This is a genomic window from Dysgonomonas sp. GY75 (assembly GCF_015234155.1).
Classification (GTDB): domain Bacteria; phylum Bacteroidota; class Bacteroidia; order Bacteroidales; family Dysgonomonadaceae; genus Dysgonomonas; species Dysgonomonas gadei.
This window is the reverse complement of record NZ_JADCLQ010000012.1, coordinates 555,685-578,487: the sequence shown is the minus strand read 5'-3', so window position 1 is coordinate 578,487 and position 22,803 is coordinate 555,685. Positions and strand designations below refer to the sequence as shown.

At 41.7% G+C, this 22,803-nt stretch carries 41 protein-coding genes; all 41 read right to left on the bottom strand.

The genetic code is table 11. From position 1 onward, the window contains the following. Positions 1-8: 8 nt before the first annotated feature. The 41 genes from IR083_RS07860 to IR083_RS07660 all read right to left on the bottom strand — a co-directional run bounded on the left by IR083_RS07860 (position 9) and on the right by IR083_RS07660 (position 22,790). The gene (locus IR083_RS07860; protein WP_199343201.1) at positions 9-3,146 is read right to left on the bottom strand and encodes an N-6 DNA methylase; all 3,138 of its coding nucleotides are present in this window, start codon (positions 3,144-3,146) and stop codon (positions 9-11) included. Beyond that, positions 3,143-3,775 carry a hypothetical protein gene (locus IR083_RS07855; protein WP_194223878.1) on the bottom strand — a complete coding sequence of 211 codons (633 nt, stop codon included), beginning with the start codon at positions 3,773-3,775 and terminating at the stop codon, positions 3,143-3,145. Before IR083_RS07855 ends, IR083_RS07860 begins: the two co-directional genes overlap by 4 nt. A gap of 132 nt (positions 3,776-3,907) precedes the next feature. Then, the gene (locus tag IR083_RS07850) at positions 3,908-4,495 is read right to left on the bottom strand and encodes a tyrosine-type recombinase/integrase (protein ID WP_199343200.1); all 588 of its coding nucleotides are present in this window, start codon (positions 4,493-4,495) and stop codon (positions 3,908-3,910) included. Between the two features lie 67 nt (positions 4,496-4,562). Then, positions 4,563-5,087, bottom strand: a complete 525-nt coding sequence (locus IR083_RS07845; protein WP_194223877.1) for a hypothetical protein — start codon at positions 5,085-5,087, stop codon at positions 4,563-4,565. A 2-nt stretch (positions 5,088-5,089) separates the two neighbouring features. Further along, complete coding sequence (locus IR083_RS07840) at positions 5,090-5,470, bottom strand: hypothetical protein (RefSeq protein ID WP_194223876.1); 381 nt, start codon at positions 5,468-5,470, stop codon at positions 5,090-5,092. Continuing rightward, a complete protein-coding gene (locus IR083_RS07835) occupies positions 5,463-5,744 on the bottom strand; it encodes a hypothetical protein (protein ID WP_194223875.1) in 282 nt (93 codons plus the stop codon). The genes IR083_RS07840 and IR083_RS07835 overlap by 8 nt, the downstream gene beginning before the upstream one ends. A 101-nt stretch (positions 5,745-5,845) precedes the next feature. Beyond that, entirely contained in the window at positions 5,846-6,241 is a 396-nt protein-coding gene (locus tag IR083_RS07830; RefSeq protein WP_194223874.1) for a DUF4313 domain-containing protein, read from the bottom strand. A 66-nt stretch (positions 6,242-6,307) separates the two neighbouring features. Continuing rightward, the gene (locus tag IR083_RS07825; RefSeq protein ID WP_194223873.1) at positions 6,308-6,583 is read right to left on the bottom strand and encodes a hypothetical protein; all 276 of its coding nucleotides are present in this window, start codon (positions 6,581-6,583) and stop codon (positions 6,308-6,310) included. A 90-nt stretch (positions 6,584-6,673) separates the two neighbouring features. Continuing rightward, positions 6,674-7,459, bottom strand: a complete 786-nt coding sequence (locus IR083_RS07820; RefSeq protein ID WP_194223872.1) for a hypothetical protein — start codon at positions 7,457-7,459, stop codon at positions 6,674-6,676. Between the two features lie 30 nt (positions 7,460-7,489). Further along, the gene (locus IR083_RS07815; protein WP_194223871.1) at positions 7,490-8,167 is read right to left on the bottom strand and encodes a hypothetical protein; all 678 of its coding nucleotides are present in this window, start codon (positions 8,165-8,167) and stop codon (positions 7,490-7,492) included. Next, positions 8,155-8,448: a hypothetical protein gene (locus IR083_RS07810; RefSeq protein ID WP_194223870.1), complete on the bottom strand. Its 294-nt coding sequence runs from the start codon at positions 8,446-8,448 to the stop codon at positions 8,155-8,157. The genes IR083_RS07815 and IR083_RS07810 overlap by 13 nt, the downstream gene beginning before the upstream one ends. Before the next feature lie 2 nt (positions 8,449-8,450). Continuing rightward, positions 8,451-8,762 (bottom strand): M48 family metallopeptidase, encoded by a 312-nt coding sequence (locus IR083_RS07805; RefSeq protein WP_194223869.1) that lies wholly within the window; start codon positions 8,760-8,762, stop codon positions 8,451-8,453. Next, the gene (locus IR083_RS07800) at positions 8,749-9,414 is read right to left on the bottom strand and encodes a hypothetical protein (protein WP_194223868.1); all 666 of its coding nucleotides are present in this window, start codon (positions 9,412-9,414) and stop codon (positions 8,749-8,751) included. The genes IR083_RS07805 and IR083_RS07800 overlap by 14 nt, the downstream gene beginning before the upstream one ends. Next, positions 9,396-10,256, bottom strand: coding sequence for a hypothetical protein (locus tag IR083_RS07795; RefSeq protein WP_194223867.1), 861 nt, complete (start codon positions 10,254-10,256; stop codon positions 9,396-9,398). Before IR083_RS07795 ends, IR083_RS07800 begins: the two co-directional genes overlap by 19 nt. Before the next feature lie 162 nt (positions 10,257-10,418). Next, on the bottom strand, positions 10,419-11,111 hold the full coding sequence (locus IR083_RS07790) for a hypothetical protein (RefSeq protein ID WP_242052382.1): 693 nt from the start codon (positions 11,109-11,111) through the stop codon (positions 10,419-10,421). Positions 11,112-11,122: 11 nt separating this feature from the next. After that, the gene (locus IR083_RS07785) at positions 11,123-11,506 is read right to left on the bottom strand and encodes a hypothetical protein (RefSeq protein WP_194223866.1); all 384 of its coding nucleotides are present in this window, start codon (positions 11,504-11,506) and stop codon (positions 11,123-11,125) included. A gap of 5 nt (positions 11,507-11,511) precedes the next feature. Then, a complete protein-coding gene (locus IR083_RS07780) occupies positions 11,512-11,658 on the bottom strand; it encodes a hypothetical protein (protein WP_194223865.1) in 147 nt (48 codons plus the stop codon). 9 nt (positions 11,659-11,667) lie between these two features. Further along, entirely contained in the window at positions 11,668-12,438 is a 771-nt protein-coding gene (locus IR083_RS07775) for a hypothetical protein (protein WP_206759856.1), read from the bottom strand. Then, positions 12,429-12,596, bottom strand: a complete 168-nt coding sequence (locus IR083_RS07770; protein WP_194223863.1) for a hypothetical protein — start codon at positions 12,594-12,596, stop codon at positions 12,429-12,431. The genes IR083_RS07775 and IR083_RS07770 overlap by 10 nt, the downstream gene beginning before the upstream one ends. Position 12,597: 1 nt before the next feature. After that, the gene (locus IR083_RS07765; protein WP_194223862.1) at positions 12,598-12,975 is read right to left on the bottom strand and encodes a hypothetical protein; all 378 of its coding nucleotides are present in this window, start codon (positions 12,973-12,975) and stop codon (positions 12,598-12,600) included. Beyond that, positions 12,972-13,136, bottom strand: a complete 165-nt coding sequence (locus tag IR083_RS07760) for a hypothetical protein (RefSeq protein WP_194223861.1) — start codon at positions 13,134-13,136, stop codon at positions 12,972-12,974. Before IR083_RS07760 ends, IR083_RS07765 begins: the two co-directional genes overlap by 4 nt. Positions 13,137-13,141: 5 nt before the next feature. Then, the gene (locus IR083_RS07755) at positions 13,142-13,450 is read right to left on the bottom strand and encodes a hypothetical protein (RefSeq protein WP_194223860.1); all 309 of its coding nucleotides are present in this window, start codon (positions 13,448-13,450) and stop codon (positions 13,142-13,144) included. A gap of 138 nt (positions 13,451-13,588) precedes the next feature. Then, positions 13,589-14,008: a hypothetical protein gene (locus tag IR083_RS07750; protein WP_194223859.1), complete on the bottom strand. Its 420-nt coding sequence runs from the start codon at positions 14,006-14,008 to the stop codon at positions 13,589-13,591. A 67-nt stretch (positions 14,009-14,075) separates the two neighbouring features. Continuing rightward, positions 14,076-14,309, bottom strand: a complete 234-nt coding sequence (locus IR083_RS07745; protein ID WP_194224041.1) for a hypothetical protein — start codon at positions 14,307-14,309, stop codon at positions 14,076-14,078. A gap of 184 nt (positions 14,310-14,493) precedes the next feature. Beyond that, a complete protein-coding gene (locus tag IR083_RS07740; protein WP_194223858.1) occupies positions 14,494-14,766 on the bottom strand; it encodes a hypothetical protein in 273 nt (90 codons plus the stop codon). 30 nt (positions 14,767-14,796) lie between these two features. After that, positions 14,797-15,801 (bottom strand): hypothetical protein, encoded by a 1,005-nt coding sequence (locus tag IR083_RS07735; protein WP_194223857.1) that lies wholly within the window; start codon positions 15,799-15,801, stop codon positions 14,797-14,799. A gap of 21 nt (positions 15,802-15,822) precedes the next feature. Continuing rightward, entirely contained in the window at positions 15,823-16,044 is a 222-nt protein-coding gene (locus tag IR083_RS07730; RefSeq protein WP_194223856.1) for a hypothetical protein, read from the bottom strand. A gap of 20 nt (positions 16,045-16,064) precedes the next feature. Then, positions 16,065-16,463 carry a hypothetical protein gene (locus tag IR083_RS07725; protein WP_194223855.1) on the bottom strand — a complete coding sequence of 133 codons (399 nt, stop codon included), beginning with the start codon at positions 16,461-16,463 and terminating at the stop codon, positions 16,065-16,067. A 123-nt stretch (positions 16,464-16,586) separates the two neighbouring features. Further along, positions 16,587-16,763, bottom strand: coding sequence for a hypothetical protein (locus tag IR083_RS07720; protein WP_194223854.1), 177 nt, complete (start codon positions 16,761-16,763; stop codon positions 16,587-16,589). Beyond that, positions 16,756-17,004: a hypothetical protein gene (locus tag IR083_RS07715; protein ID WP_194223853.1), complete on the bottom strand. Its 249-nt coding sequence runs from the start codon at positions 17,002-17,004 to the stop codon at positions 16,756-16,758. Before IR083_RS07715 ends, IR083_RS07720 begins: the two co-directional genes overlap by 8 nt. 19 nt (positions 17,005-17,023) lie before the next feature. Beyond that, positions 17,024-17,242 (bottom strand): hypothetical protein, encoded by a 219-nt coding sequence (locus IR083_RS07710; protein ID WP_194223852.1) that lies wholly within the window; start codon positions 17,240-17,242, stop codon positions 17,024-17,026. 11 nt (positions 17,243-17,253) lie between these two features. Then, complete coding sequence (locus IR083_RS07705) at positions 17,254-18,789, bottom strand: LPD5 domain-containing protein (RefSeq protein ID WP_194223851.1); 1,536 nt, start codon at positions 18,787-18,789, stop codon at positions 17,254-17,256. Between the two features lie 159 nt (positions 18,790-18,948). Continuing rightward, positions 18,949-19,128: a hypothetical protein gene (locus IR083_RS07700; RefSeq protein WP_194223850.1), complete on the bottom strand. Its 180-nt coding sequence runs from the start codon at positions 19,126-19,128 to the stop codon at positions 18,949-18,951. A 117-nt stretch (positions 19,129-19,245) separates the two neighbouring features. After that, positions 19,246-19,632, bottom strand: a complete 387-nt coding sequence (locus IR083_RS07695; RefSeq protein WP_194223849.1) for a hypothetical protein — start codon at positions 19,630-19,632, stop codon at positions 19,246-19,248. Further along, positions 19,616-19,987 (bottom strand): hypothetical protein, encoded by a 372-nt coding sequence (locus IR083_RS07690; RefSeq protein WP_194223848.1) that lies wholly within the window; start codon positions 19,985-19,987, stop codon positions 19,616-19,618. The genes IR083_RS07695 and IR083_RS07690 overlap by 17 nt, the downstream gene beginning before the upstream one ends. An 11-nt stretch (positions 19,988-19,998) precedes the next feature. Beyond that, a complete protein-coding gene (locus IR083_RS07685) occupies positions 19,999-20,208 on the bottom strand; it encodes a hypothetical protein (RefSeq protein WP_194223847.1) in 210 nt (69 codons plus the stop codon). A 39-nt stretch (positions 20,209-20,247) separates the two neighbouring features. Then, positions 20,248-20,655 carry a hypothetical protein gene (locus IR083_RS07680; protein ID WP_194223846.1) on the bottom strand — a complete coding sequence of 136 codons (408 nt, stop codon included), beginning with the start codon at positions 20,653-20,655 and terminating at the stop codon, positions 20,248-20,250. After that, positions 20,648-21,235 carry a hypothetical protein gene (locus tag IR083_RS07675; protein ID WP_206759855.1) on the bottom strand — a complete coding sequence of 196 codons (588 nt, stop codon included), beginning with the start codon at positions 21,233-21,235 and terminating at the stop codon, positions 20,648-20,650. Before IR083_RS07675 ends, IR083_RS07680 begins: the two co-directional genes overlap by 8 nt. Before the next feature lie 23 nt (positions 21,236-21,258). Further along, positions 21,259-21,882, bottom strand: coding sequence for a hypothetical protein (locus tag IR083_RS07670; protein WP_194223844.1), 624 nt, complete (start codon positions 21,880-21,882; stop codon positions 21,259-21,261). Beyond that, positions 21,863-22,198 (bottom strand): hypothetical protein, encoded by a 336-nt coding sequence (locus IR083_RS07665; protein WP_194223843.1) that lies wholly within the window; start codon positions 22,196-22,198, stop codon positions 21,863-21,865. Before IR083_RS07665 ends, IR083_RS07670 begins: the two co-directional genes overlap by 20 nt. After that, positions 22,182-22,790: a hypothetical protein gene (locus tag IR083_RS07660; protein ID WP_194223842.1), complete on the bottom strand. Its 609-nt coding sequence runs from the start codon at positions 22,788-22,790 to the stop codon at positions 22,182-22,184. Before IR083_RS07660 ends, IR083_RS07665 begins: the two co-directional genes overlap by 17 nt. Between the last annotated feature and the right edge of the window lie 13 nt (positions 22,791-22,803).

The window sequence follows — 22,803 nt, the reverse complement described above, 5'->3', positions numbered from 1 at the left end:
GTTTTTTGTTATGCTACTATTTTTTGCTTTCCCCAGCAGATATGGAATTTTCCATCTTTGTCCTGTTCACGGGTAAACATCGAGTCTATAATCGAGGTGGAAACTCCAAACTCATCGAATACAGCCGATTCTTCTGTCACTTCTCCTGTCTGGATAAAATCATTGAGGCGTTCTTTGGTCAGGATAAGCGCCATAATATTCTGCTCGATGGAGTCGCAGTAGTTGACGAAGTGTACATTGGTATGCCCTTCGGAATCGAAACGGATGAAACGGAAGTAAAACTGTTCCATGCGGGGAATGTTCCACTGAAGGGATTCTAAGATAACTTCGTTACATTCAGGTATGTTAATCGAACTTTTCAGGCTTTGCTGGGTACAAATAAGGATACCGTTACCGGTCGCTTCGAACTGGCGGATAAGCTTCTGCCTCCTTTGGAATGTTACATCTCCCTTTATGATAAACAACGGCCTGCTGGGGAAGGCTTGTTTGAAATGTTCCCCATAATATTTCAGGGCATCGATAGAGGTGCATCCGATAGCGACACGTTCCTGCATATTGCGTACCATGTTCTCTATATAGGCTACTTTCCGGGGAAGTTTCTCACTTATATAGCCCGGCATCATATCCGGAACGGAACAGGCCTTGATAAGCAGCTGTATCTGCCGGACAATCTTCAGGGCCGACTCTTTACGGCTATCGTCTGTACTGTTGAAGTACAGATAACAGATATCCATAAAGTCCTTGATAATCTTCTCATATACGCCAAGTTCTCCGATACCGGGTTCTACAGGGTGTGTATGGACAGTATACTTATCTCCTGCAAATTCTTTGAATTTGCGGGTAATAATGGTTCGTTCGATGATATCCCATAAGGCCTGTTTATTGTATACATCCTGATTTTGTTTTTCGATGCCGAATACAGTCGCTTTACCCGGATTGAAGCAGGCTTTGAACAGGTAAGCCCCTCCGCGTAGTGGGAAAGGTTTGAGATAATAGTTATTCAGTTTGCTCTTGATATTACGCTCATCATCTTCGAAGTAGATTTCACGGCAATAGCACATAAAATAAACAGAGCTGTTATAAAGCAGCTGGAATTGTGAGTAAAGCTCGCTGATATAGTTCCGGGTAGTAGTTCCGGTACCCAGCATCTTATACTTCGCCCTGCGGAAACATTTCAAAGTTCGTTTTGTACGCAGGCTTTGGTCGCTGGTTAACTCGTCAGATTCGTCGAATAGCAGGCAAATTTTCTGTGAACGCTTTTTCATAAATAACCGCAGTGCATCATCGACCTTACCCAGCATGGATACAGAAATAATAACAAATTTACTGGCAGGTATATCTTCGAGATGCTCCGGACGGCTTGCTAATATGTAATCTTCGTTATTGTATTTGAGAAAGGTTTCCCATGTCATGTGCAAAGCATTGGATGGAGCCACAATCACTACATTCTTGACTGTGCCCCGGTATAGCTGGTATTTACCAAAGTGGTATAATACTGCTGTCTTACCCGAACCTTGCTGCCAGTTGAGCAGGGAGCAGTTCCGCTGAAAGAGCAATCCGGCATCGTGTTTCTGGAGGTCGGAAAACTTACAGGTTTTCTTTTTCATGCCGACAAACGTGAGGCCATCGATATATTCATCGAGTTTCCCGTCCCGCTGCATATCTTTGAACTTGGTTGTCTGCCGGATAAACTCTCGTTTCTTTTTGGCGATACGTTTCTCCGCGTAGCTATATTGCAGGCGAAGCTCCGGTGTCATTGTTTTCGGATAGGGCAACAATACATCATTGGCAATGATGTCCACCATTGAAACATATTTGTCGGTAATCCTGTCGGAAAAAGGATTGGCTTTGTTCTTCAGTTTATAGCCGTACTGTGTGCTTACCAGATCGTATTTCTTCCGGGCAACAACGTTTTGCCTTTTGATAATACGTCTTAATTTGCGAAGCACCTGGTCGGCAGATATCCTGATGTGTTTCTCCCAATGTTTTCTCTGTTCGTCGGTACAGTTAAGCGGAGGCCTCTGGTTGCGATATTTGGCAACATAGGCCTCACACCGTGCATATTGGCTTCTGAGCCGTTTGTGTGTTTTAAGTTCATAGAGGTATTTTTCTATAATCCTATCAAAAGATTTACCACCAATGTTGGCAGACAGGCTTTTGAAAAGCGAGTCCATATGATTGGATTTTTGTACTACGGTTTTCTTTTTACCATCTTTGTCCGTATCACTCTTCGATTCTTTATATGCCTTTAACCGGCTTTGAAGACTACCCTCGGAATACATATTTTCTTCCTGAAGGAGTTTCAGTTTCAGCTTCTTTTTCTGAATACGCACATCATCCAGCCGTAGCCTGAGTTGTTCCATAGTAATGAATTCCTCCGGCTGGTAAGGCTGCTGTTCGATAAAGTCCGATCTGCGTAAGAAAGCCATGACCTTTGTTTCAAAGTTGTCAACGCCGACAGACTTAAATGTATTTGCAGATAAGTATGTTTGCCCGACAAATGAGAAGTCACGGTTTATCATATTAATGTAGGTCCTGTCACCGGACTCGCTCGCCAGATAGGACTTTGGCATAACAAGCAGCATCAACCCGGCAGGTTTTAGCATCCAGAAAGCTTTATGGCTGAAAAAATACTGCGATTTGACACCTTCTATATCGAGGCCAAAAGGGGGATTTCCCAGTATCATATCGAAAGACATATTCGGATCATAAAACTGCATGTCGTTTACTTCGATATTGGCATCCGGGTACAAACATTTGGCTACCTTGACCGCATTTTCATCGATATCGAAACCAAAAGCATTATACTGGTTCGGCAGGTGATTAAAGAAATTTCCGATACCGCAACACATATCCAATACGGTTTCGGAAGGTGTAGGCGCCGCCAGTTCCACCATTTGCCGGCATAGCCCATGGGGAGTGAAGAACTGGCCTGATTCGAGAGCCTTTTTAGCTTCGGTGTAATCGTAAAAGTTGGCAAAATCTTTCATCTCCAGCCCATGCAATCCCCCAATTCCGGTATAATAGTTATATATATCGGTATTGGTAAAATCTTTTTTTCCTTTAAGGACAGAAATAAGAATCCGTTCGTTCAACAGGGCACGTTCACTTTGTGATATTTTAGTATCAAGAATGGGATATATCATGCTGCTTCTTCGGTATTTTCTATTTGATTTTGAGGATGGATTACAGAAATGAGCTTTTCGTTGCGATATACATAATATTTACGTCCGAGTCTATCGGCTGTGTCCTGTACTTCGCTCCACCGGCGAAAAGCCTGAGGTTCGAGTTTGCGGTGATTATTGGTTGGCCGGTAAAAACATACGAGCAGTCCTTCCATCAGTTTTTCTTTTTTCAGGATAGAAATATCAATCGCTTCTATGGATTCTTTATGTCCTCCGACCAATATATACCATTTACCTTCATCAAAGAGGAAACCGCAGTTTACCAGGTAGTCCCTGCGATTCCTGTCGATTGCATTCAAGAATTCCTCTTCGTTGTCGGCATAGGATGCCCCATGTTTTCCGGGGCTCCATTTCCTGTCCCTTATTTTGGACAGGCAGTTGACGATATCATCATCGTCCTTATTCTTTTTATATGGTGAAAGGCCCAGCCATTCAAGGTTTCCCAACTCGATAAGGGCATCTATCCTCTCAGGCTTTTTATAGAAATTGCGAAGGGTATTTACTACCCGGCCAAACTGGCTCAAAGAATCGGATTCGAGTGTAATATAACGGATCTTTCCGTCTTTCTTTGTTGCGATAAGTATACACATGATTATTGTTTTTAGGGTTATTACCGGATATAAAAGGATGGCAGATAAGCCGGGATGCAGTGAATTAATACCAACCGGATATCTGTTGATAAAGAATAGTGTTATAAGTATGTATTGGGTTATAGGTTTACACTAATAATCTATTAGTTTGTATACCTGGGAGATTTCTTCCTTTCTAAGACCTATGTATGCCTTGGTGACAGATATGGAAGAGTGCTTGAATATGGTGTTCAAAAGGATTAACGATTCGGCGGACTTACCGGATTTTTCATATACCATCCGTCCGAATGTTTTTCGAAAAGTATGCGTGGAGAAGTTTTGGACAGGTAATTTATACTTGAACTTGAACTCTTTCAGCCTGGCATTGATATGTTGAATGGTATACGGTTTATCTGTATATGGGCTTTTAAAAATATATTCCTGTAAATCAGGTTTTCCCATTAACTGGTATATTTCGTTATACCTCTTTCTTACATTTTTATTGAGTTCAATCTCGCGGTTTTTACCTGTTTTCTTTTCGGTTATCAGGGTAGTATCCTTACCCAGAATATCAGCCCACCGTCTGGCAATCACATCTGAACACCTGAGTTGGCAGCTAAATGCCACATAACAAAACAGTTCCCACATATACTCTTTTTCGGCTCTCAGGATGCCCAGAAAACTATAAAAGTCATCGATAGGAAAATAATCAGCCGTTGTCAGTACGCCTTTTTGTGCCATAATATTATAAAATAAAAAAGGCAGACTTATATGATAGCCTGCCTGGGATGAACGATTGTCGTATTATTTATAAATAAGATTGTCTTGAAGAACCTCTTTCCCGGAGTATCCTTGTGCTGCCATTATATAACTCGCAGGCACGTTTGACTAACTTTATTCTGTTGCCGGTATCAAGGTCAGCATAGAATTTCTCTGCTGCACCTCTGGTTGTTTCTTTGGTGTGATATATCCATTTATTCCAGAAGTGTTCCCATTCCCAGCCGAATATTTTTTGAGATTCTTCCAGATGCCAGGCATTCCACATATAAAAGAAGAAACTGGAGACGATATTCTCGTTTGTTTCCTCTTTAAGTTTTTGCTTTTCGATTTCGAATAAATAAACGGTGTCGTTTTCCTGTTTAGCCAAATGGTAGCATAAATGCCTGACCATATCGGAAAGAATATCTTTTCCGGCTTCATATTTTTGTAAGGCCGGGCCGCCATAATAACCGAAAATGATTACTTCCTGATCAAACAATATCAGTTTTTTTGCACCCCAATAGCCGGAACCATCTTTATTCTCACTGAAATTTATTTCAACGCCTTTTTCCATGTTTAACAGCTTAGATGCCAATTCTGAAACAGTACATTGGGTATCTGTTTCTGAGGTTTGTTATCTGATCTGTTCATTGCTTTTTTGTATTTGTGGTGAGGGTTGGGTTCCATGTTGAACTCATTTTTCAAGACTTCGTCTGACAGATATTCTGTCATTTCGGTATCGTTCTTTGTTATTAAACCAAAATCAGGATTTCTATCCAAATCAGAGACGGAACATTCTTTCATGCCTTCATCAAACCAAGCCAATGCTCCTTCGAAATAGCAATGAGGACATTTATCGGCCCCTGTCGGTACCAGCATATTTGTGTCACACATATTGCAATGAACAAGGTCACCATCACTTATATAATGGTATACACTAGTAATTTTCTTATTCATACTCCTTTGTTATATGTTGAAATCCTTTTCCATTAAGCCAAACCGGAGCTATCCGGTCAATGGCTTTCATTGCCTGTTCCACAGTAGCGATCTTTGTGCAACCAAAGAAGCAGCCTGTCATCGAGTAATCGCTGTTCGCTCCGCAACTGAATGTGTAAGTGAATGGCGCTTTATCGATAACGTATATTTTACCTCTCCGGCATTTCCGGCTCCATACATCCTGTGTGACTACTTCACGGTTGTAGTGATCATTTGTTTTTATCCAGTTTGTCATAATAATTACAGGATTCTTTTTTTATTATATTTCATCTGAAAAATATTGCTTCTTTACCTGTATCCTTTGTATTGTATACCTAAGGTCCATCCGGCATCTTTCTAGCCTAACCCCAATACTTTTTCGCAGAATTCCTTATATTCCCAGAACTTCTCACCTTTGTAAAAATCAAACAGCGGATAAATACAAAATCCGGATTTGCCTGTTTTGTCAGTTCGAATACCAAGCTGATTTTGTTCCAGCCAATCGAGTATTTCTTCTCCTTTATTATTGGTATCGATAAACTGGCAACCGGCATTGCGGGAACAATCAGGAAGATTGACCGTGATATATTCCCCATCATCGATTAATTCTCCTTTTTCATATGTTATAAGGTTTATTACTATGGGGCTTCCTAATCCTTCAAGATATGTGTTTACTTTGGGGAATACCCATTTATTCCGATAGCGGAGTAGGGTAAATCCTATGCCGTTAATTGTAACTTGTTTTGTTTCCATGTTTTTAATATTTCCCGTTTAGTTATTTTTACCTGGCGCAGATAAAAAGCAAAAGCCATGCTTATATTAACATGCAGATGTTTTGCCTTTGAAGTCTTCGGGACTTTCATAATCCCCTTTCAGCCATTTGACGGCGTCTTCCTCGAACTCGAATTCCTCTACGTTGCATTCGCCCGAAGTATTGTCGAAAGCGATGAACTTATTGCCCTCGGGGAATATTCCGCAACGGTTATAATCCGGATTATCCCTGACAATCTGGTAAACGAATGTAGAACCGTCACCCCCCAGCAAATATTTTAGTAATTTTTCCGCTTCGGTTCCGAATAGTATTTTGTGTTCCATTGCAGATATATTGTAATAAATCGTTTGTCATATCTGTTCATTTTTATCTTCCCGTATCTTTATGGACAAAATGCAGGTTGTCGGTATCATTCAGGCAGATATGCTTTCCGACCTGCAGTTGATAAATGTGGTATCCGGACGCTGGTACCTGCCGTTTACATAATCGTTAGCCACCTTTTTATACGTGAGTCCGCAAATTAGTCCTCCTCCATCGAGAAACCTGGCATCATCGTCATTGGCGTTAATGACAGGATAACCGCGGAAAGTGCCGGGTAGTTCTTCCCCGAATACGGCTGCCACACGGTATCCTTTTTTGAGCAGCATGTCGCAATCACTCCAGTTTTCACCGGAATAGGAAAAGGTAAGGTCGTAATTGCTGTATTTCTCTGCAAGTTTGGTATGCTCCAATACTTTAGTATAGTCGTAAAACTGCAAATCCGGATAAAGCTGAAGTATATTCCTGCCATCCAGGACAAATTCCTCAAGGTTGATATCGGATATACAGTTGAGCCGGATTGCCAGTTGTAAACCGGATTCTTTTGCCTGAATGATGGCTTTGTCAATCTCATGAGTTAACAAACTCATAAATGCCGGACGATCCTCAAAAAAGAGCTTCGTCTTTTTTATACGGGATTTCTGTATCGGACCTCCTCCCTTAAATGTCAACAGCTCTATCTTGTTTCTGCCGGAACCATGCAGGCAATATTTACTGCAATTGCAGGATTCGGGACAGACACTGTAACCGCTGATATTGTGCGGCGCCAGATAAACGCCATAGGTCATTACGTTTCTACCCATACTTTTAATGAGTTTGGGAGAATTACATCCTCCCAGATAACTTATTCCTAGTTGTCTTTTCAGTTGATTCGGATTCATAATTCATTGTTATTTAGCATGTTTTTATAATCAGTCTTTGGGATAACAGGATAGCCAGTATGCTCTCGGACCAAACCTTTCGAGCCCTTTATTATCGGTTACCTTTTCGAGGATAAATCCATCTTCCCTGAGTCCGTAAATATCATTCATGTCCCCGTATTTGAATATATGGAAGATATCTTCTTTTTCAGGTTCTTTGCCAAAATGCATCCTGAACAGGTCGACAGGCAGATAAAGGGACATTTCGTTCGTCCGGTTTGTTTTAGAGATGAAGCCGATGTCACACCCAAAAAGGAATGCCGTTTTGTCTGTATATTTGAGCCATACATATTTCATACAGGACCATTCGCGCTGGCAATCCACATTCTCACAATACCAATAGCCATGTTCGAACCGGGGCTGTTCCCCGCAAAGCGGGCAGCAAGCTACGGGAAGATTGCTTGCATATCCAATAACAGGAAGCCGGACTGAACTGAGTTGCTCCCAGCTGTCTATTCCTATTTTCTTACCAAGTGTGACCATTTCATTATCCTTAATAAGGTGGGCATCGTAAGCATATTCAATCAGGTCGTCACGGTGTATAACGCAGGTGGGAAAATAATTCAGGTCCTCCCGTATCTTTCCTAACAATTCTTTTTCTTCTGGAGTCAGGGCGGGTTTGGAACCCAGATATAACCTAAGTTTTTCGAGTGTTTCTATAAATCGCATGTTTCTTCTTTTTCAGGGTTATTTAAAAACCGTTCGGGAATAGGGATTTGCATTGCAGTTTCGAAAAGTACCTGCCGTGCCGTTTTCCTGTTCCATTTCGCTTTTCCGGCGAACCGGTTAATGATGGATGCCGAGGCCTGTACCGATAAGCACCGGTCGATTCCCTCCATAAAGTCAAGGGCTTCTCCGGGGGTATAGCCGTCACGTACAAGTGTTTCAGCAAATACTTTGACTTCTGAAGTGGTCATCCGGGAAAAGCCCGGGAATAATTTCCTGTCCATAATCAATGCAGTTTTTTCCCGCAGGCGGAGCAAAAATTACCCTGCTGCGTCCTGCAGTTACCACACTCTTCACCTAAGCCTTTGGTGTAGGCGTCTATAGCTTCGGCATAGAGGTTATACAGGATGTGATGCAGTTCGTCCCCGGCTTCGTCTTCTGCCAGTCCTTCACCGGCAACAGCGGATTCTTTCCCGTCAATATAGAGTTGTAATTGGGATTGCCGCAATACATCGTCACGTTCATGATAGTCAGGAAGATATTTCTCAATAAAGTCCCAGAATTTTTCCGTTATTCCAAATGCATTAGTCTTTTTCATAGCCTATAAAGTTTTCATCATTAATCAACAGATAATAGTAACCGTTCAGGCAGTCCTTATATTCAAGGTTCAGGTAGCCCCGGATATCGCCCGGACTATTGTAGTTATCGCCTTCCTTACATGGTTCTATTGAAATAGTCATTTCATAACCCCGGAAAGGAATACGGAAAGAAGTGTACGGGCTTTTATTGGCAAGTGCCTGCCGGAACAATTTTACTTCCCAGGGATGCTTTTTAGCGATGGATGTAAGGGAGATTATTTTGCCGGAATTTATGCTTCCGCCGCTGATGCCGTTTTCGCAGGCCGTCTTATTTTCATCCGCAACCAGGCATTTGCGGATAAACGGATTGGTAAAGGAAGCCTTAGCCGCTTCCCGCTTGCATTTCAATACATGCCTGCGCTCTGTTTCCCCGGGTGTGTCAACCTTAGCATCCTGGGGATAGTATATCCTGGAAATTCCTGAAAAGTCCGTAAACGGATAACCTCTTTTGCGGCTTCCTTTCATGAACATGTAGACACTACCGTTCCTGTCATTGATAAATAACCTGCGTTTTTTACCTAGATACCGGATATAGAGCGTATTCGGGGTATCAGGGTTACGAAGGTATTCTTCCCCCGGAGATAATTGGGGTATTATGGTTGTTTCTGGCATGGTAAAATCAGGTTATAAATTTTGTTGAATAGGGTTTCTTGTAGTTCATCGAACGGGGATTCCCCGCCGTTCAGCTCCTGATAGGCCTCTTCATCAAATCCGCATTCGGAGCAGATTTCATCCTTTATTATCTGGAATTCGTTTTGTGCCAGGTCGCATATAGTATCATCTTCATAATTGTCCGGAAGATATTCTTTCCTAAGTTTAGATTCCATTTTTTCTTGAAGGGATGAACCTGCATACAAGACACTGTCATCTGTTCTATTAACCTTGGAAATAAGTGTATCCATACCCCAGCCGCATAACGCGATAAGCATCATCTCCGGATTTTCCTGCAAATATGCACGGATGAATTGCCTGCCGACTTTATGAAAGCCTTCATCGTCACTGTTTATTTCGTTAATCAGGACTTCTGCAAAACGCCCGCATTTATCTTCATTTTCGAGAAACCTGTCGATAAGCTCTTTTTCCTGTCCGGTCTTTACTATAAAATCATGCTCTTTAAGCCATGATACAATACACTCCAGTCCTTCAACTTGCACATTTTCCAAAAGTTCGTCCCAGTCCTCGCCGGCTTCACCGTTCAGCGTACACATCAGGCGTCCGTCTTCAAGGTAAATATCATAGACCGTGGCCGCTTCAAATCCGCCATAAGACCCAAAGCTGCTATTATGGACTACGACTATGGGAGAATTGGAATATTCTTCTTCGGTCCGGTCAACCGTATGGTGTACTCCGGCATTTTTATAAAAAGTTCCAATGCACCCTTTCGGTTTGACGGCATTAGCTATAGTTTCCACCAGTTCTTTGCGAACCGGATTAATCAGTCCTAATACTTTCATAATAAGCTGTTTTTTAGGGTGATACTTTTCTGCTTAACTGGTCTTAAGCAGGTTTGATTACTATTTAGAATAGGGTAAGCCGGGATAAAGGGTTTTATTTTCTCAGAAAAAAATAAAGCCGCTATATCGGAGTGAAATAGCGGCCTTGAAATGTAGTTTTAGTCAGGGTAAAGGTTCGGAAATCATATCCGGAAATTCGCTGAACGGTATCAGGAGTTGTTTGCCGTATTTACTGATACTATCGATCATACCTTTTATTTTCTGTTTATTTTCATATCTGATATGTGCGTCTATACCAGCTTTACATTCTTTGATAATGTATTCTATTTCCTGATCTCCATAATATCCGGAACAACAGCCTGTTTCCTCTCCTGTATTTTCTGAAGTAATAATATAACCGTATACCTCATTGTGTAAATAGCTATTATAGATACCAATTTCTTCCTTGAGATATGCTTCGATTTTCATCCTGCGGCTGGCTGTAATACGCTTCCAGCGGAAATCTTTCAGTACCTTTTCGACCGGAACAGCGATAATTCCAAAGCGACTGGTATCCCACCGACAAGAAAAGCCGGTTGTATTAACTGATAAACCGCTATGGTCATATAGATAAACAGGCAGGGCAATATATTCTTTCCGGAAGGATTTGGTAAAGACGCCAAATTCCCCGTCGAAAACCTCGTCACGTTCGAAGTGTTCGTCGAAATCTTTTTCAGGTTGATAGTTCCGGTGTCCTGTATATATAACGCCTAAATTTTCATAAAAGGTTCTCGGGCTTTCGGCACATTCCTCCCGGTGGATATGGATGGCATATCCTCTGTATGCTGTTGTGGAAATAATATCCTGGTAATTCATAAACTCGTTTGTTAATTTTCTTCCGGTGCGGAAAAATAATCGGGATATCTATTATATTTTGCCTGGGAAAGTGATACTTTATCCCAGTAGAAATCCATTTCAAGATGGGGAATATCTGTTATTTCTGCCAGTGATACATCTCCTAATTCACTCATTTCGGCATCTCCGTTGAGAATAACATAACAAAACAGAATATCTGTATCCCGATCCCAGCTGTGAACGAAAATATCGGTACGGCCAAAGAAATAGTGTGCATACACTGTTGTTGACTGGTAGTAGTCGGGAATCATTTCGATTTCATTGTTCAATCGTTCTATAACATCCCTGAAAGTATCGGGATTCTCGCTTACAATAAGACGTTGATTAAGCGGTAAGAATTTCTCTATGTTTTTCATTATAATTAATTGTTTTCTTTCCACCATTCAAGAATATCAGAACGTTTAAGTCCATACTGTTCTAATGCTTGTTTTAAAGTATGACAACCATGAGCTGTATAGCTCCAAAAATCACCTTTTAATCTAAAGTGAACCACTTTCTTTATATTCATATTGATTAGTTATTTATTACACATATTATAAAACATATCGGTCATTTCCTCACGTTCATACTCATCTGCGTTGAAATCGAAGAACGCTCCGGATGCCTGAAGAAGACCATAACAGTCGTCCCAACTCATTTCAGGTTCAGGGGGAGAACAGGTATTGACCATATCCCGGTGTTCTTGATCATGCTTCCTTTCCTGTTGCCGTCTATATTCATGACGGTACCAGTTCACAAACTTATCTTTCGGTATCCTGTATTCAATTTGTAAATCCCGGTAACGTCCTTCAGGATAGAGATGGTGCCGGTAAAAGTGATTTTTTACTTCCTGCACAATACCTCCTTTATTGAACAAGCGGTGGGAACGGGGTGTAAACCGGATAAGGTTATTTTCGCAGCTGCTTTTATAGGGATGCTCGTATTGGATAATTACTCCATCCTTGGCAATATGCACAACAATATAGATAGTCGGACCTTCGTACTTCCGGTAATCGACGATCTCAAATGTTTCGTCGTCTATATGAATATAAAAATCCTGTTGCTGTCCTTTGATAAAGCGTTCAAGTTGCCTTTGCGACTGGCTGTAAATATATGTTCCCGCCCGGCATTGTCCCCGGTGGCTCAGGTTGTTGTAATAATACCTGTATTGCTCACGCGATTTGCACTCGAAATGATCCGGTATATTATAATAGGCATTATAGGTAGCATCCAGCAGGCAGAAATCGTATATCTGCTGGAAGGTTTTGGTATTGTTTGGTTGCATGATTTGTTCTGATTTTACCTCCATTCTATTATTTCAGTATTCTTAACTTCTGCTGCACCGGCATGTAAATCTGAAACGTTGAAAAAGTAATCCATCTCACACAGGATGTTATCGATACCCGCTAAATCCAGATTGTATTCAATTTCGACTTCTGTTATTACTGTTACTTTCTTTATTGCCATTTTAGTTAGTCCTTAGGAAAATTTTTAATTGATTGTCGTTTTTATATGGGTGAACCTTACCGTTGTAATGAATTTCTGCCGTTATCATGCGAGTGGAAAAATACAGCGGACAAAATGAATAATCCCTTCGTTCAACATAGCGGGTAAATACAATCTTCACTTTCCGCCTGAGGATGATCTGCTCTTCTTCGATGGTTTCGAGGAAATCCCTTTCATTGACAAACCGGTAGCCGATCCCTGAATTATCCGGCCTGCAATAATTCCGGAGCTTATGTTCCATTCCCTTGTTTATCCAGTTTTGGATATTTTCCGTAACATTAGCCGCATCGGTAAATGGCGGTAAGGGTGTAAATCCGGGATATTTCAGTAGCTTACTCATCTTTTATACGAATCAAGTTCAAACTCGTCTTCATAGACTTCTATTTCTTTTCCGCTGCCACCAATGCGGACAAGCCATTTAAAACCAACTTTTTCCATAAGTATTATATTACGATACCCCAAATAGGGTTCGGTTAATGTCGCTGTTCTTCCGTCTTCCATTATGATTATCCTTTTATTACTTTCCAGTCAAGAGTTTCAATGCCTTCAGTGATCTGTGTGAACGCTTCGTCAAGATCATTAATCAAGACTGTCGCAATTTTTTGTTTTCCCCATCTTTTTACCTGGTCGCTAATACGAATATTAACTCTGACCTTAATGCCGACTATACCGGTCTTAAGAGTTTTGTTAACATGGTCAATGACTTCATCGAGAGTAGTTTTGCAGAAGCTGACCGAGCGCATTTCTCCTGTACTTAGTACCTTTATTTCGACACGGACAACCGGTGTATAGGTTAGAGGTGGATAAACTTTCATATTGCTTGGGTTTAATTATTTTTTATTAGTTCCTGATTAAGATTAAGTGAAATAAGTTGTGATTTAGTTTGAAATGAAATAAAAAAAGCGGCACTTCACAGAAATAGCCGCTTAGTGACAGTTTGTAGATACTTTTACTTATTCTCTGAAATCGTCAACATATACTTCAAAATACATCTCTGCAATTATCTGATTACGTTCAGCTCCTTCGGCAAAATTTTCGGGTTTGCTACCGTAGGTGATAAACAAGTCAGCTTCGGTTTCTTTGTCGATGTCATCTGAGTCGATAATGGCACTTATCCAGAGTGATTTGTTCTCGATAAATTCAAGAACTTCGGGGTCGTTCTTTGCATCGGCAATCAGTTTTTCGGGGTAGCCTTTATATTTTCGAAAAAGTTCCAAATCCCGTCCTTCGGCGACTCCACAAAAGTTTGACTGATCAAATTCGCAGTACCAGAAACTTGTGTCGGAAATAACGATGCAGAACTGGAGCGTGCCCGGATCGGTAAATGCGATATCGGAGCGGAATAAATTGAGTTCTATTTGGTTATTTGACATGTTATTATAATTTCTACCTAATACTAATCTCTTGGAGAATTTACTTCCGCTTTTGGAGAATTGAATTTTACATTTTTAATCTTGGATATGGTTTATGAATACCGTGACGGTGGCATCCAGCTTCAATCTCCCATTGAAGTGTTGTCTTTCTAATATTTTTAACTCTTTCCAAATGCTTTTTACGATATACTTCAGACTTATAAAAGTCTGCATCACAACAGTAGCACTGGAAAGCATAGCCTTTTATCCGGGATTTGAGCAACGGACGTCCACAATGGGGACAAAAGCGCCTTGTTTTCATATTTATTCTGTTTCTATCAAATTTTCATTCTATAGATTCCTTTTCAGGAACCAGCGAGCACTGCTTTTGTAGTTTTTCCTTAACAGGCGGATGCCGGGTGAGGGACGATAAGTACGGATATACCCAGACCTTGTCGTTGTTCTTATTTCGCAAAATTTGCGGCGGTTAAAGCAATAGAATGGTTTCATACATTTCCTTCATTTATATTACAGCAAGCTATCCAAAGGATGCGTATCAGGTTATCATTGTGATTATTTAGCTCCTCTTCAGTCCATGCTCCGTATTCCTTAAGTTCCTGTCGGAGGTTTTCCGGATCTATCTTGTTTAGCTCCGTTTGTATTTCTTCCAGCTGCATCATTTTGACCAGATCTTTTTCGCAATCGCCGGGATGATCGACCCATTCGGCTAACTCTTCTGGAATATCCAAAGGGTCTATATAATTGAATGGTACTTGCATAGCTGTATGTTTTTATTTTAGCGGTTAATGTTATCTGTTTGGTTGAAGTAGATAATCTTCAATGGATTTGTATTTGTTGGTAGTAACTACATTCTCGTTGAAGGCATTCAGGCAATGAAGTAGTGCTTTGGATAATGTATCATACCTGCGGTTGAAAGATTGAGCATTATCCAGACAGTAAGCATTCACTGAATAATTAGTGTACCCGGTGATCTCTTTTTTAATCGTGACATACCAATCGAAATGAAGTTTTAGCTTGAAAGAGTCTGCTTCACCGTTTTTCATCAGCCTTTCTTCGGCAAGTAAGCGTTGAATAAGTTCTTTGCCGAGCCAGGCGTCACAGTCCCGATAGGATTTCATCTGGGCGGTGTATTTGGCTGCATATTCTTCAATATCCTTTTCGGTGAGTGTATTATTATGGAAATAGTGAATGACTTCCGGGACGAAAACAGATATCTTTTTACTATCTATATCGAAAGTATAAGTTTTAATGTGTGTGTCCAGTGCTTGTTTTAATACAGCGATGTCTATTGTCCGGGTGAAGTTTACCCATTTAGGAGTTCTCTTACCTTCTGTTGTAATCTCGTGCTTGATAAAATCGACACGGACATTCCCAAGCGTTTCTTCGAAAGCTTCAAGTCCGTCCTGTATGGGGCTGATATTGGCATACTCATCCTTGTAATAGCATTGGAGAACGCATCGCACACGGTTGATAGTAAGTATATAGTATTTTTTGTCGCAGGATATTTCGACATTGCATTGCTGGTCGCTAGTACCGTCGAGTAAGATGTTTTTGGGATGGGCGGGTGCCCAGTAACAATCGTAATCGAGATAAACACAACTTCCATATTCAGATTTACAAAATCCCATGATGGTATATCCGGGAAAATCAATGAAACAATAGTTACGGAATGTACAGGTCTGTCCTTTTTTAAGGTCATACTTACAATCGGGCATGACATCAGAGAGCTTATCGAATATCTCGACTTTTTTCTCTTCTGCCCATCTTAAGAATTCATCTTTATATGATTTCATATTATTTTTTATTTTCTGGTTTTATAATTCAAAACTCACAGCATCCTCCTCGAATGCGGTATTATGTTTCCCGTTATATTCAATTACCATATCCTGCGGGATATAAGAGTTCCCGTCAGCTTTAAATTTACCCGACCCTATCATATCCTTCAATGTATGCTTATCACCTTGAATGACAGATTCTATTTCCTCTTTATTTCCCTGAAGGGTTATCCCCAACCGGAGCCATATCGTTCTTTCCATATGAGGTTATAAAAGGTTACTTATTTAAAGTTCAAATATCTGATGCCGGTTTTCTTATCGGGATCATTTACGATGCCATAGTATGCGCCGGTAGCGCCTAATGAACTAAACCCGAATGTCCGGAAACGGAATACGGTTTTATCCCGGCAAATAACTTTAAAGAATTCGCTATCCGGTTCGTAGCCGAATGCTGTAACGGTAGTGTTGTGCGTGTTACCTTCATAAGGTATTTCAACAGGCGTGCCGACTGTCATGAACAAATCGATTCCCCTTACTATATTCGCGTATTGTTCGTCCTGCGCTTTGGCAAAATCACCACCTGCCGTCCCATTCAGGTATTCTAAAATTTCCGGCGAAATAAGATCTAAATCCATCTTGTTGTCTGCCGCCTCCAGTATTTCTTCCCTTGTCAGTATCATACGATTCATTTTTAGCTGTTCTTTTGTGTTTCCGTCATTTTCCCGTATACGTTTATCCCAATCCCCAAACGGCTCAAACTCCTTCCTGCGATAACAGTTAATTTTGCCTGTGTATAACGTGATTTATAATGTTATGCGGTCGATACGGCCGAGGTCGATCTCTTCTTCTTTGTCATCGTTGGACAAAGTGAGAGTCCTACCGGAAACCCGTATAAAGGTTGATTTACGTTCAACCCCATCAACGGACAGTTCTATGGTTTCCCCCTGAACAAAGGATTTGAGTATGTTCTTTTTATTCATTGCTATTTTTTTTACCGGAAATAACTTTATCCAGTAATTCTTCCCGGACATTCAAAGTTCTGGCAAAATCCCGTAACTGGACAGAATACCTGTTTTGATAACAGCTCTTTTCCATATCACTTTTGGATTGGTCTATCATCTCTTTTATTTCCAGAAGATGCCTTTTTACTATATGCTTATAATAGTGGAGCTTCCGGTTTCTATTGCGGGATTCGTCCTGTATTGCTTTTCTGTCTGTCATTATCGACGAATATAAATATTTATAACTGTGCTTCATGAAGTGTTGGAATTTCCATCAGGCGGTTCAGCTTTCGTCCCTGCTGCCGTAGGATTTCCACAAAGTGATTCCTTTCTTTTTTACTCATCGGCGATTCGTCTTTCATATCGGAAAGGAACTGAAGGTAAGCTTTGTTGTCGCTAAGCCCGGCAATATTTTCACCAGGCTGCATTTTTGTATTTGAATTGTTAGTCTTACTCATATGGATGGTTATTAAGCGGTTTTTCTTAAATCGATGCTGCGTTCGGAATTGAATGCGTGGCGGATGACGGCAGCGTAGTAAGGCGCAAGAAGTTTTATCTCTTCATTGGTAGGATACGGGTATTTCTCATCGTAACCGTACTCTTCCATTGTCCTGATATTGGCTAGGTAGTCGTTGTGCCAGCCCAAGTCATGGAGCCTGGCAATGATATATTTTTCGAATCCCCGGGCGCACATTTCAATCATTGTTCCCCAATAGGGTTTTGAACGGTACTCGTCACACTTTTCGGAACGTATCCTGAACCCGGAGCTTTTGATTGCATCACGAAGAGCGCGGAAGGCAGGCAATATTTCATCGTCGCATTTTCCGGCCGCGGTATCCGACGCATAGGACAACGGACTTCCTTTGCGTATGCAGATATAGTTGTCGAGGGCGTGGAACCATTCGTGCGCCAGGGAACCCGCCCCACGAGTCTTGGTCAGGTTGATAACCTGCCTGAGCGGTTCGTAATGCGCGCTGGCCTTGCCGCTGCCCCTGGCCCCAAAGGCAAGGGCAAGCCTGTTGTCAAGGCAAAGTACGGATGGGGCTACTTCCAGGGCAAGGGCTAAATCCATCAGGGCGTCGTAGCCGTCATTCAGGCTGGCGGAACGGTCGACCTGATTGAGCCAGTTGCCGAATTCAACGCCGCGGAACGGGAAGACCGAGGAAAACTGTCCGGGAGATATATCGAGCGTTGCACGGTGGTCGCAGCCCACACGCGGACGGTTCCAGCCCCGGCGCTCTTCCGGTACGAAACGTATTTTGTCGTACGTCGCCTGCAGCTCGCCGGAATGATCGCGGATAAATGCAAGGGCGGTACCCACATCTTCGAAACCGCGTTTCAGGACGATGTTATTCTTTCCTTTCGGCGTGATGAAATGTTCCTTGGTACGGATAAAATAGCGGACGCTATACTCCGGTTCCGTATTTTTCTTCCCGGTGACGGACTGTTCCTTAATCCAGTCGATACAGCCTTCAATATTCCCGGACCTGAATTTTATATGGTTCCCTTTGGCTACGATATAACTGTTGCCGGAACTAAACTGGTGGGGGTGCACAATGCGGAAGGGATGGGGGCTGTAATCCTCCGTGGGCCAGTTGGCGGCTTTGAGTTCTTTTTCATGATTCTTAAAGTCTTCCTGCTGGAGAAAGGGCTGGGATTCGAAGGCACTGCCGCCTTCCAGTCCTGCCCTGATAACCCCGATGATGGACATAACACTATCTGCCCAGCGCCGGACACTCCTGTATGCGCTTCGCGGCTTGGCGGGAATGCTGTTGTAGAGGTATTGCAGCCTGATGGCGCAATCCTCAGTGATCAGCCCGTCGCGGGACATTTTCTGAAAATCGGGACGCGGAAATACTTTCGACAGGGGCTGTATCATCAGCGCATCGTCGGTAATCAGCCTGATGCGGTCCAGTTGTTGTCCGGCGAGGTCTTTTTTCGCTCCGCCTATCTTCTGTCCGAAATCCTGTATTGTATTGCCTGTTGTTACTATTGCTGTTTGCATAATTCCAATAATTTAATTTGTGAATACGGTGGATTTATTGCAATGACTTAGTAACGAATAGTACCAACCGGATTGAACCGGTTATAAGTCCTGCAATTTTTTGTAATGAAAAAGGCGTAAACTCCAATAGTCTACGCCTTATGATTATTTATAATATGTTTAAATGAGAGGAAACCGGTTACGGAGAGGTTCTTCGGGATATTTTTCCGCAAAGGTTTCGAGTAGCCTAGTGATATACGCCACACTACATTTATTACGGTCATCAACGGGATAGGTGGCATAGTCCTGCATCCAAGCCAGCACAAGCCCTGCAAACATCTGTTGCGAAGTGCGGTGCATCAGGCGCATTTATTGAAGGAACTCTTCTTTAGAGGTATTGAAACCTGCATTTGACAGGCTTTCTGCAATCAGGTGGATTTCCTGTTTTGACATAGCATATTTTTTAGAATGATCAATTTATATTTCGTCAACATAGATCGTAAAATCTTTCAGTTTGAGTTTTTTGATAAACCTTGCAAAAGCTACTGCCTTGGCAACCCATTTGTTTGAAGCTTTCACTTTAACTTCATGGGCGTATTTCATGTAGATGGAAACAACATATATCTTATCTTTTGTCTTCTTTTTCATGGGCTGGGGGTTATTGGGTTGTTCTTTGTTACACAGATGCTTGACGGCATAGTGTATTCCACGCAGGTAGGCAAGGGTTTCGACAATGGAGAGGTCGTAAATGAGGATTGTATCGCCGTGAGAGATTTCGTATCTTCCATCAGACTCTTCGACAATTATATTGATATCATAATCGGATGACAAAAGGCTTATTTTTCTTTCAACTGCCGCTATCATTACATTCTGCTTTAATAGATTTCTTTTGCCTTGCTTCGATACGCTTTTGCGCTATATGGCGGACATCGTTCTCGAAAACGGGAAGAAGCTTTTGCCTGTCGTAGAGGTAATAGATGTTGCTGACATCCTGAGCGTGGTATTCCGCAATACGATCGAGCAGGGTTTGTTCCCAATCTGCCGTATCGTACAAATAGAGCCATGTACCCTGATTGTTTATCTGCCAGATGAAACGCACCTGTCCGCACGTAGGCAACAACAATGGTAATATACTGTTGCTGAAATGGGACTGGTTCTCTTTGCATACCAACTGGCGGACAATTTTCTGCATAAGAATGGAAAGCCGGATTGGTTTCATAGCCGCTTGCTTTAATTCGAGGTTAGTTCTTTAATCAGATTTTCCGCATCACTCCGGACGCTTGCAGGAGAAACAAACCGCAATACTTCTCCACCAAAAACATAGCATCTGTAACGCTTATGAGAATGGCGTTCATCGGCAACCGCATCGAGTTTTTCAATTAATAGCTTTAGCCTTTCAACATCGTCCATCGGGCACAGGTATGTCGTATTCCTGCCCACAAGCCAGACAAAAGGTGCATCCGCTTTGGTGTCAATTACCTACTGTATATCGTCATAGGGATAGTCTTGTACGGAATGTCCAAGGTGTTTATGGACTAAATCAATCATTTCGTTGAAAAGGTTGTACTTCTCCATTTCTTTGATGAGCAACTTGTCTATGGTTGACTCGAAGCATGGGTAAAGCAACTGACCGTCCCACATGTAGTAGAAGATTCTGCCGTACATCCTGTTTTTATCTTTTTGCCGGACCAGCTGATGCAGATGGACATAGTTGTCGACAAAATAAATCCTGCTGCCGTGCAAACCGATTTCCCAGATGAATTTGTTGTTATAGACTTCGTCGGTGACAGCGAGTATGTTGAATCTTTCATTTTCGGACAAAGTGAGTTGCTCGCTAACCTTGTCGCTGATTGTAGCCATAACGACTGCGAGTTGTATTTTATCCATTGTTTTCTGTTTCCAAGTTGTTACATTTCTGAATTTCTTCTAAAATCTCTGGATATTTGGATTTGGCAATGATTTCGATCTTGGTGTGTTCTTCGCAGTTATTGCACCAGCAGTCGTTGCGGTCGAGGTCGCCACCAACGATCTTGTTACCATCATTGGGTAGTGTCCATGATTTGATTTCAACATCTTGTGATCCGCATTCTTCACAATACCAGACTTCTTTGTCTTCTTGTTCGGTTGCATCTTTTGGAATGGGTTCAAGTGCAACATGGGTTTCACAACGATTACAATAGCAGTTTTGACGGTCATCGTCGTCGTCAGACGGCTCAAAGTATTGCCCCCGATTGTTTGGATTGTCCCACATTTTCATCTTTACATCAGTGGAATGGCAGAGAGTACAACGAAATTTATCCTTCCTCTCATCAATCGCTTTACAGCCTTGGGTGTGATTATAGCCGGCGGTGACACAATCACTGATAATTGTATGCAGATCGATTCCATGCACATCAATACATTTGTCGATAAAATCTCTGTAATAAGCTATTACCTGTTCTTTTGCCTGCTCTATATTCTTATTCATTTTCGGATGTTTTTGCATGTTTCTTATTCAAAGTCTATATTCATAGCATTGCACCAATATGATTCTCCCGAAGTTTTTGATTCGTAAAAAATTTGTATCTGCCATTCGTCACTGATGTCCGGGTTATAGTCGGGTAATTCGCGGGATATTACATTCTGTAATTCGCGGGACGGTACTGAAAATTCTTCACCGAATTTATGTGAGTTAATATCTGCACATTGGAGAATTACACAATCGTTATCATTATCTGCTTCAATACGGGCGGAAACAATTGTTACAGGAAACTCCCGCACGTCTATTTCGCCACACTGGATGGCTGCGGTGAGGTATCCCTCTGCTTCCTGAAAGAGTTCGTAATCCCATTGAGCACGGATTTTCTCCAATTCACCGATTGATAAACCGTCCCATTCCGAATAATTTTTGTAAAGCCATTCCAGAGATTTTTCTTTACCAATCACGCAAGCCAGGTCATCGGAGGTCATAACATCATCCCTTCGCTCATAATTAGGTAGAAACTGACAGACAAAATTCCAGTCGTTACGGTCTGCCATATCTTCCCAGATACCATATCCTCGTGTGAACGAGCCATCGGGATTTTTACGGCGGAACTGGCGGGAGATATTGCCTTTACTTACTGTATTTTCCATATTTTTCCTGAATAATAGTTATTAAATCGTTGATGTGGTTTGGTGTAAAGTCTTCTTCGTAGATAGTATGTTCATCAAAAAGTGTGATAACAATTTCGCTTGTTGGGAATAACTCTATCTGGCTGTAAGGGGACGCAACACCGTAGTCCTGTTCATCCAGATAGAGTCCAAAAATATTCTCATCGCCTTCTATTTCGGAAATATTACCATACTCGCGGAGATAGCTGCGGATTTCTTCGATTGCTTCTTTTGCTTGCTTCTGAATATGATGATGCTTACACCAAAGACTGTGGAGATACCTATTTCTCTTTTGCATCTTCTTCGTGTAATAATGAAAGTATATCCATAATGTGGGTAGTGGTGAGGTCATCTTCGTAGAGCCAATAGTCATTATCGAGAAGTAAGGAGAGTTTGCCGTTCTCTTCGAGTTCGAGACGGCATAAGTGCCCTAATTCTCCATCGCCATCATCATTTACATAAAGGGCACACCATGTGCAGTCTTCGCCGAAGTCGATATTACCTTTTTCCCGGATGTGCTTTTTAATCTGTTCGATTCCCTGAGTAGTAAGGGCGTGTATCTGCGCATTGATAGAAGGCATGCACTCGAAATCCCATGTACCGAACTTGAATATTGCCTGTGCAAAGTATTCTTCGCCGGGTTCTTCTGCGATAACTCTTATATAAAGGTTTTCTTTGGCAGATAAGGAGTCGGTAATTTCTTTCAGTTCTTTCAGCGGCATCCGAATGGGACAACTAAGAGTGAGATTGAGGTATGCTTTATCCCTGTTTTCAAAATTGTCATTGATATCGAGGTAATCCCCAAATTTCTGACTGATTTTTTCTATGAATTCTTCTATTTGAGAAGGCGTACCTTCTGCATTTATGGTGTTGATACAGATATTTGACATAATGATTTTAATT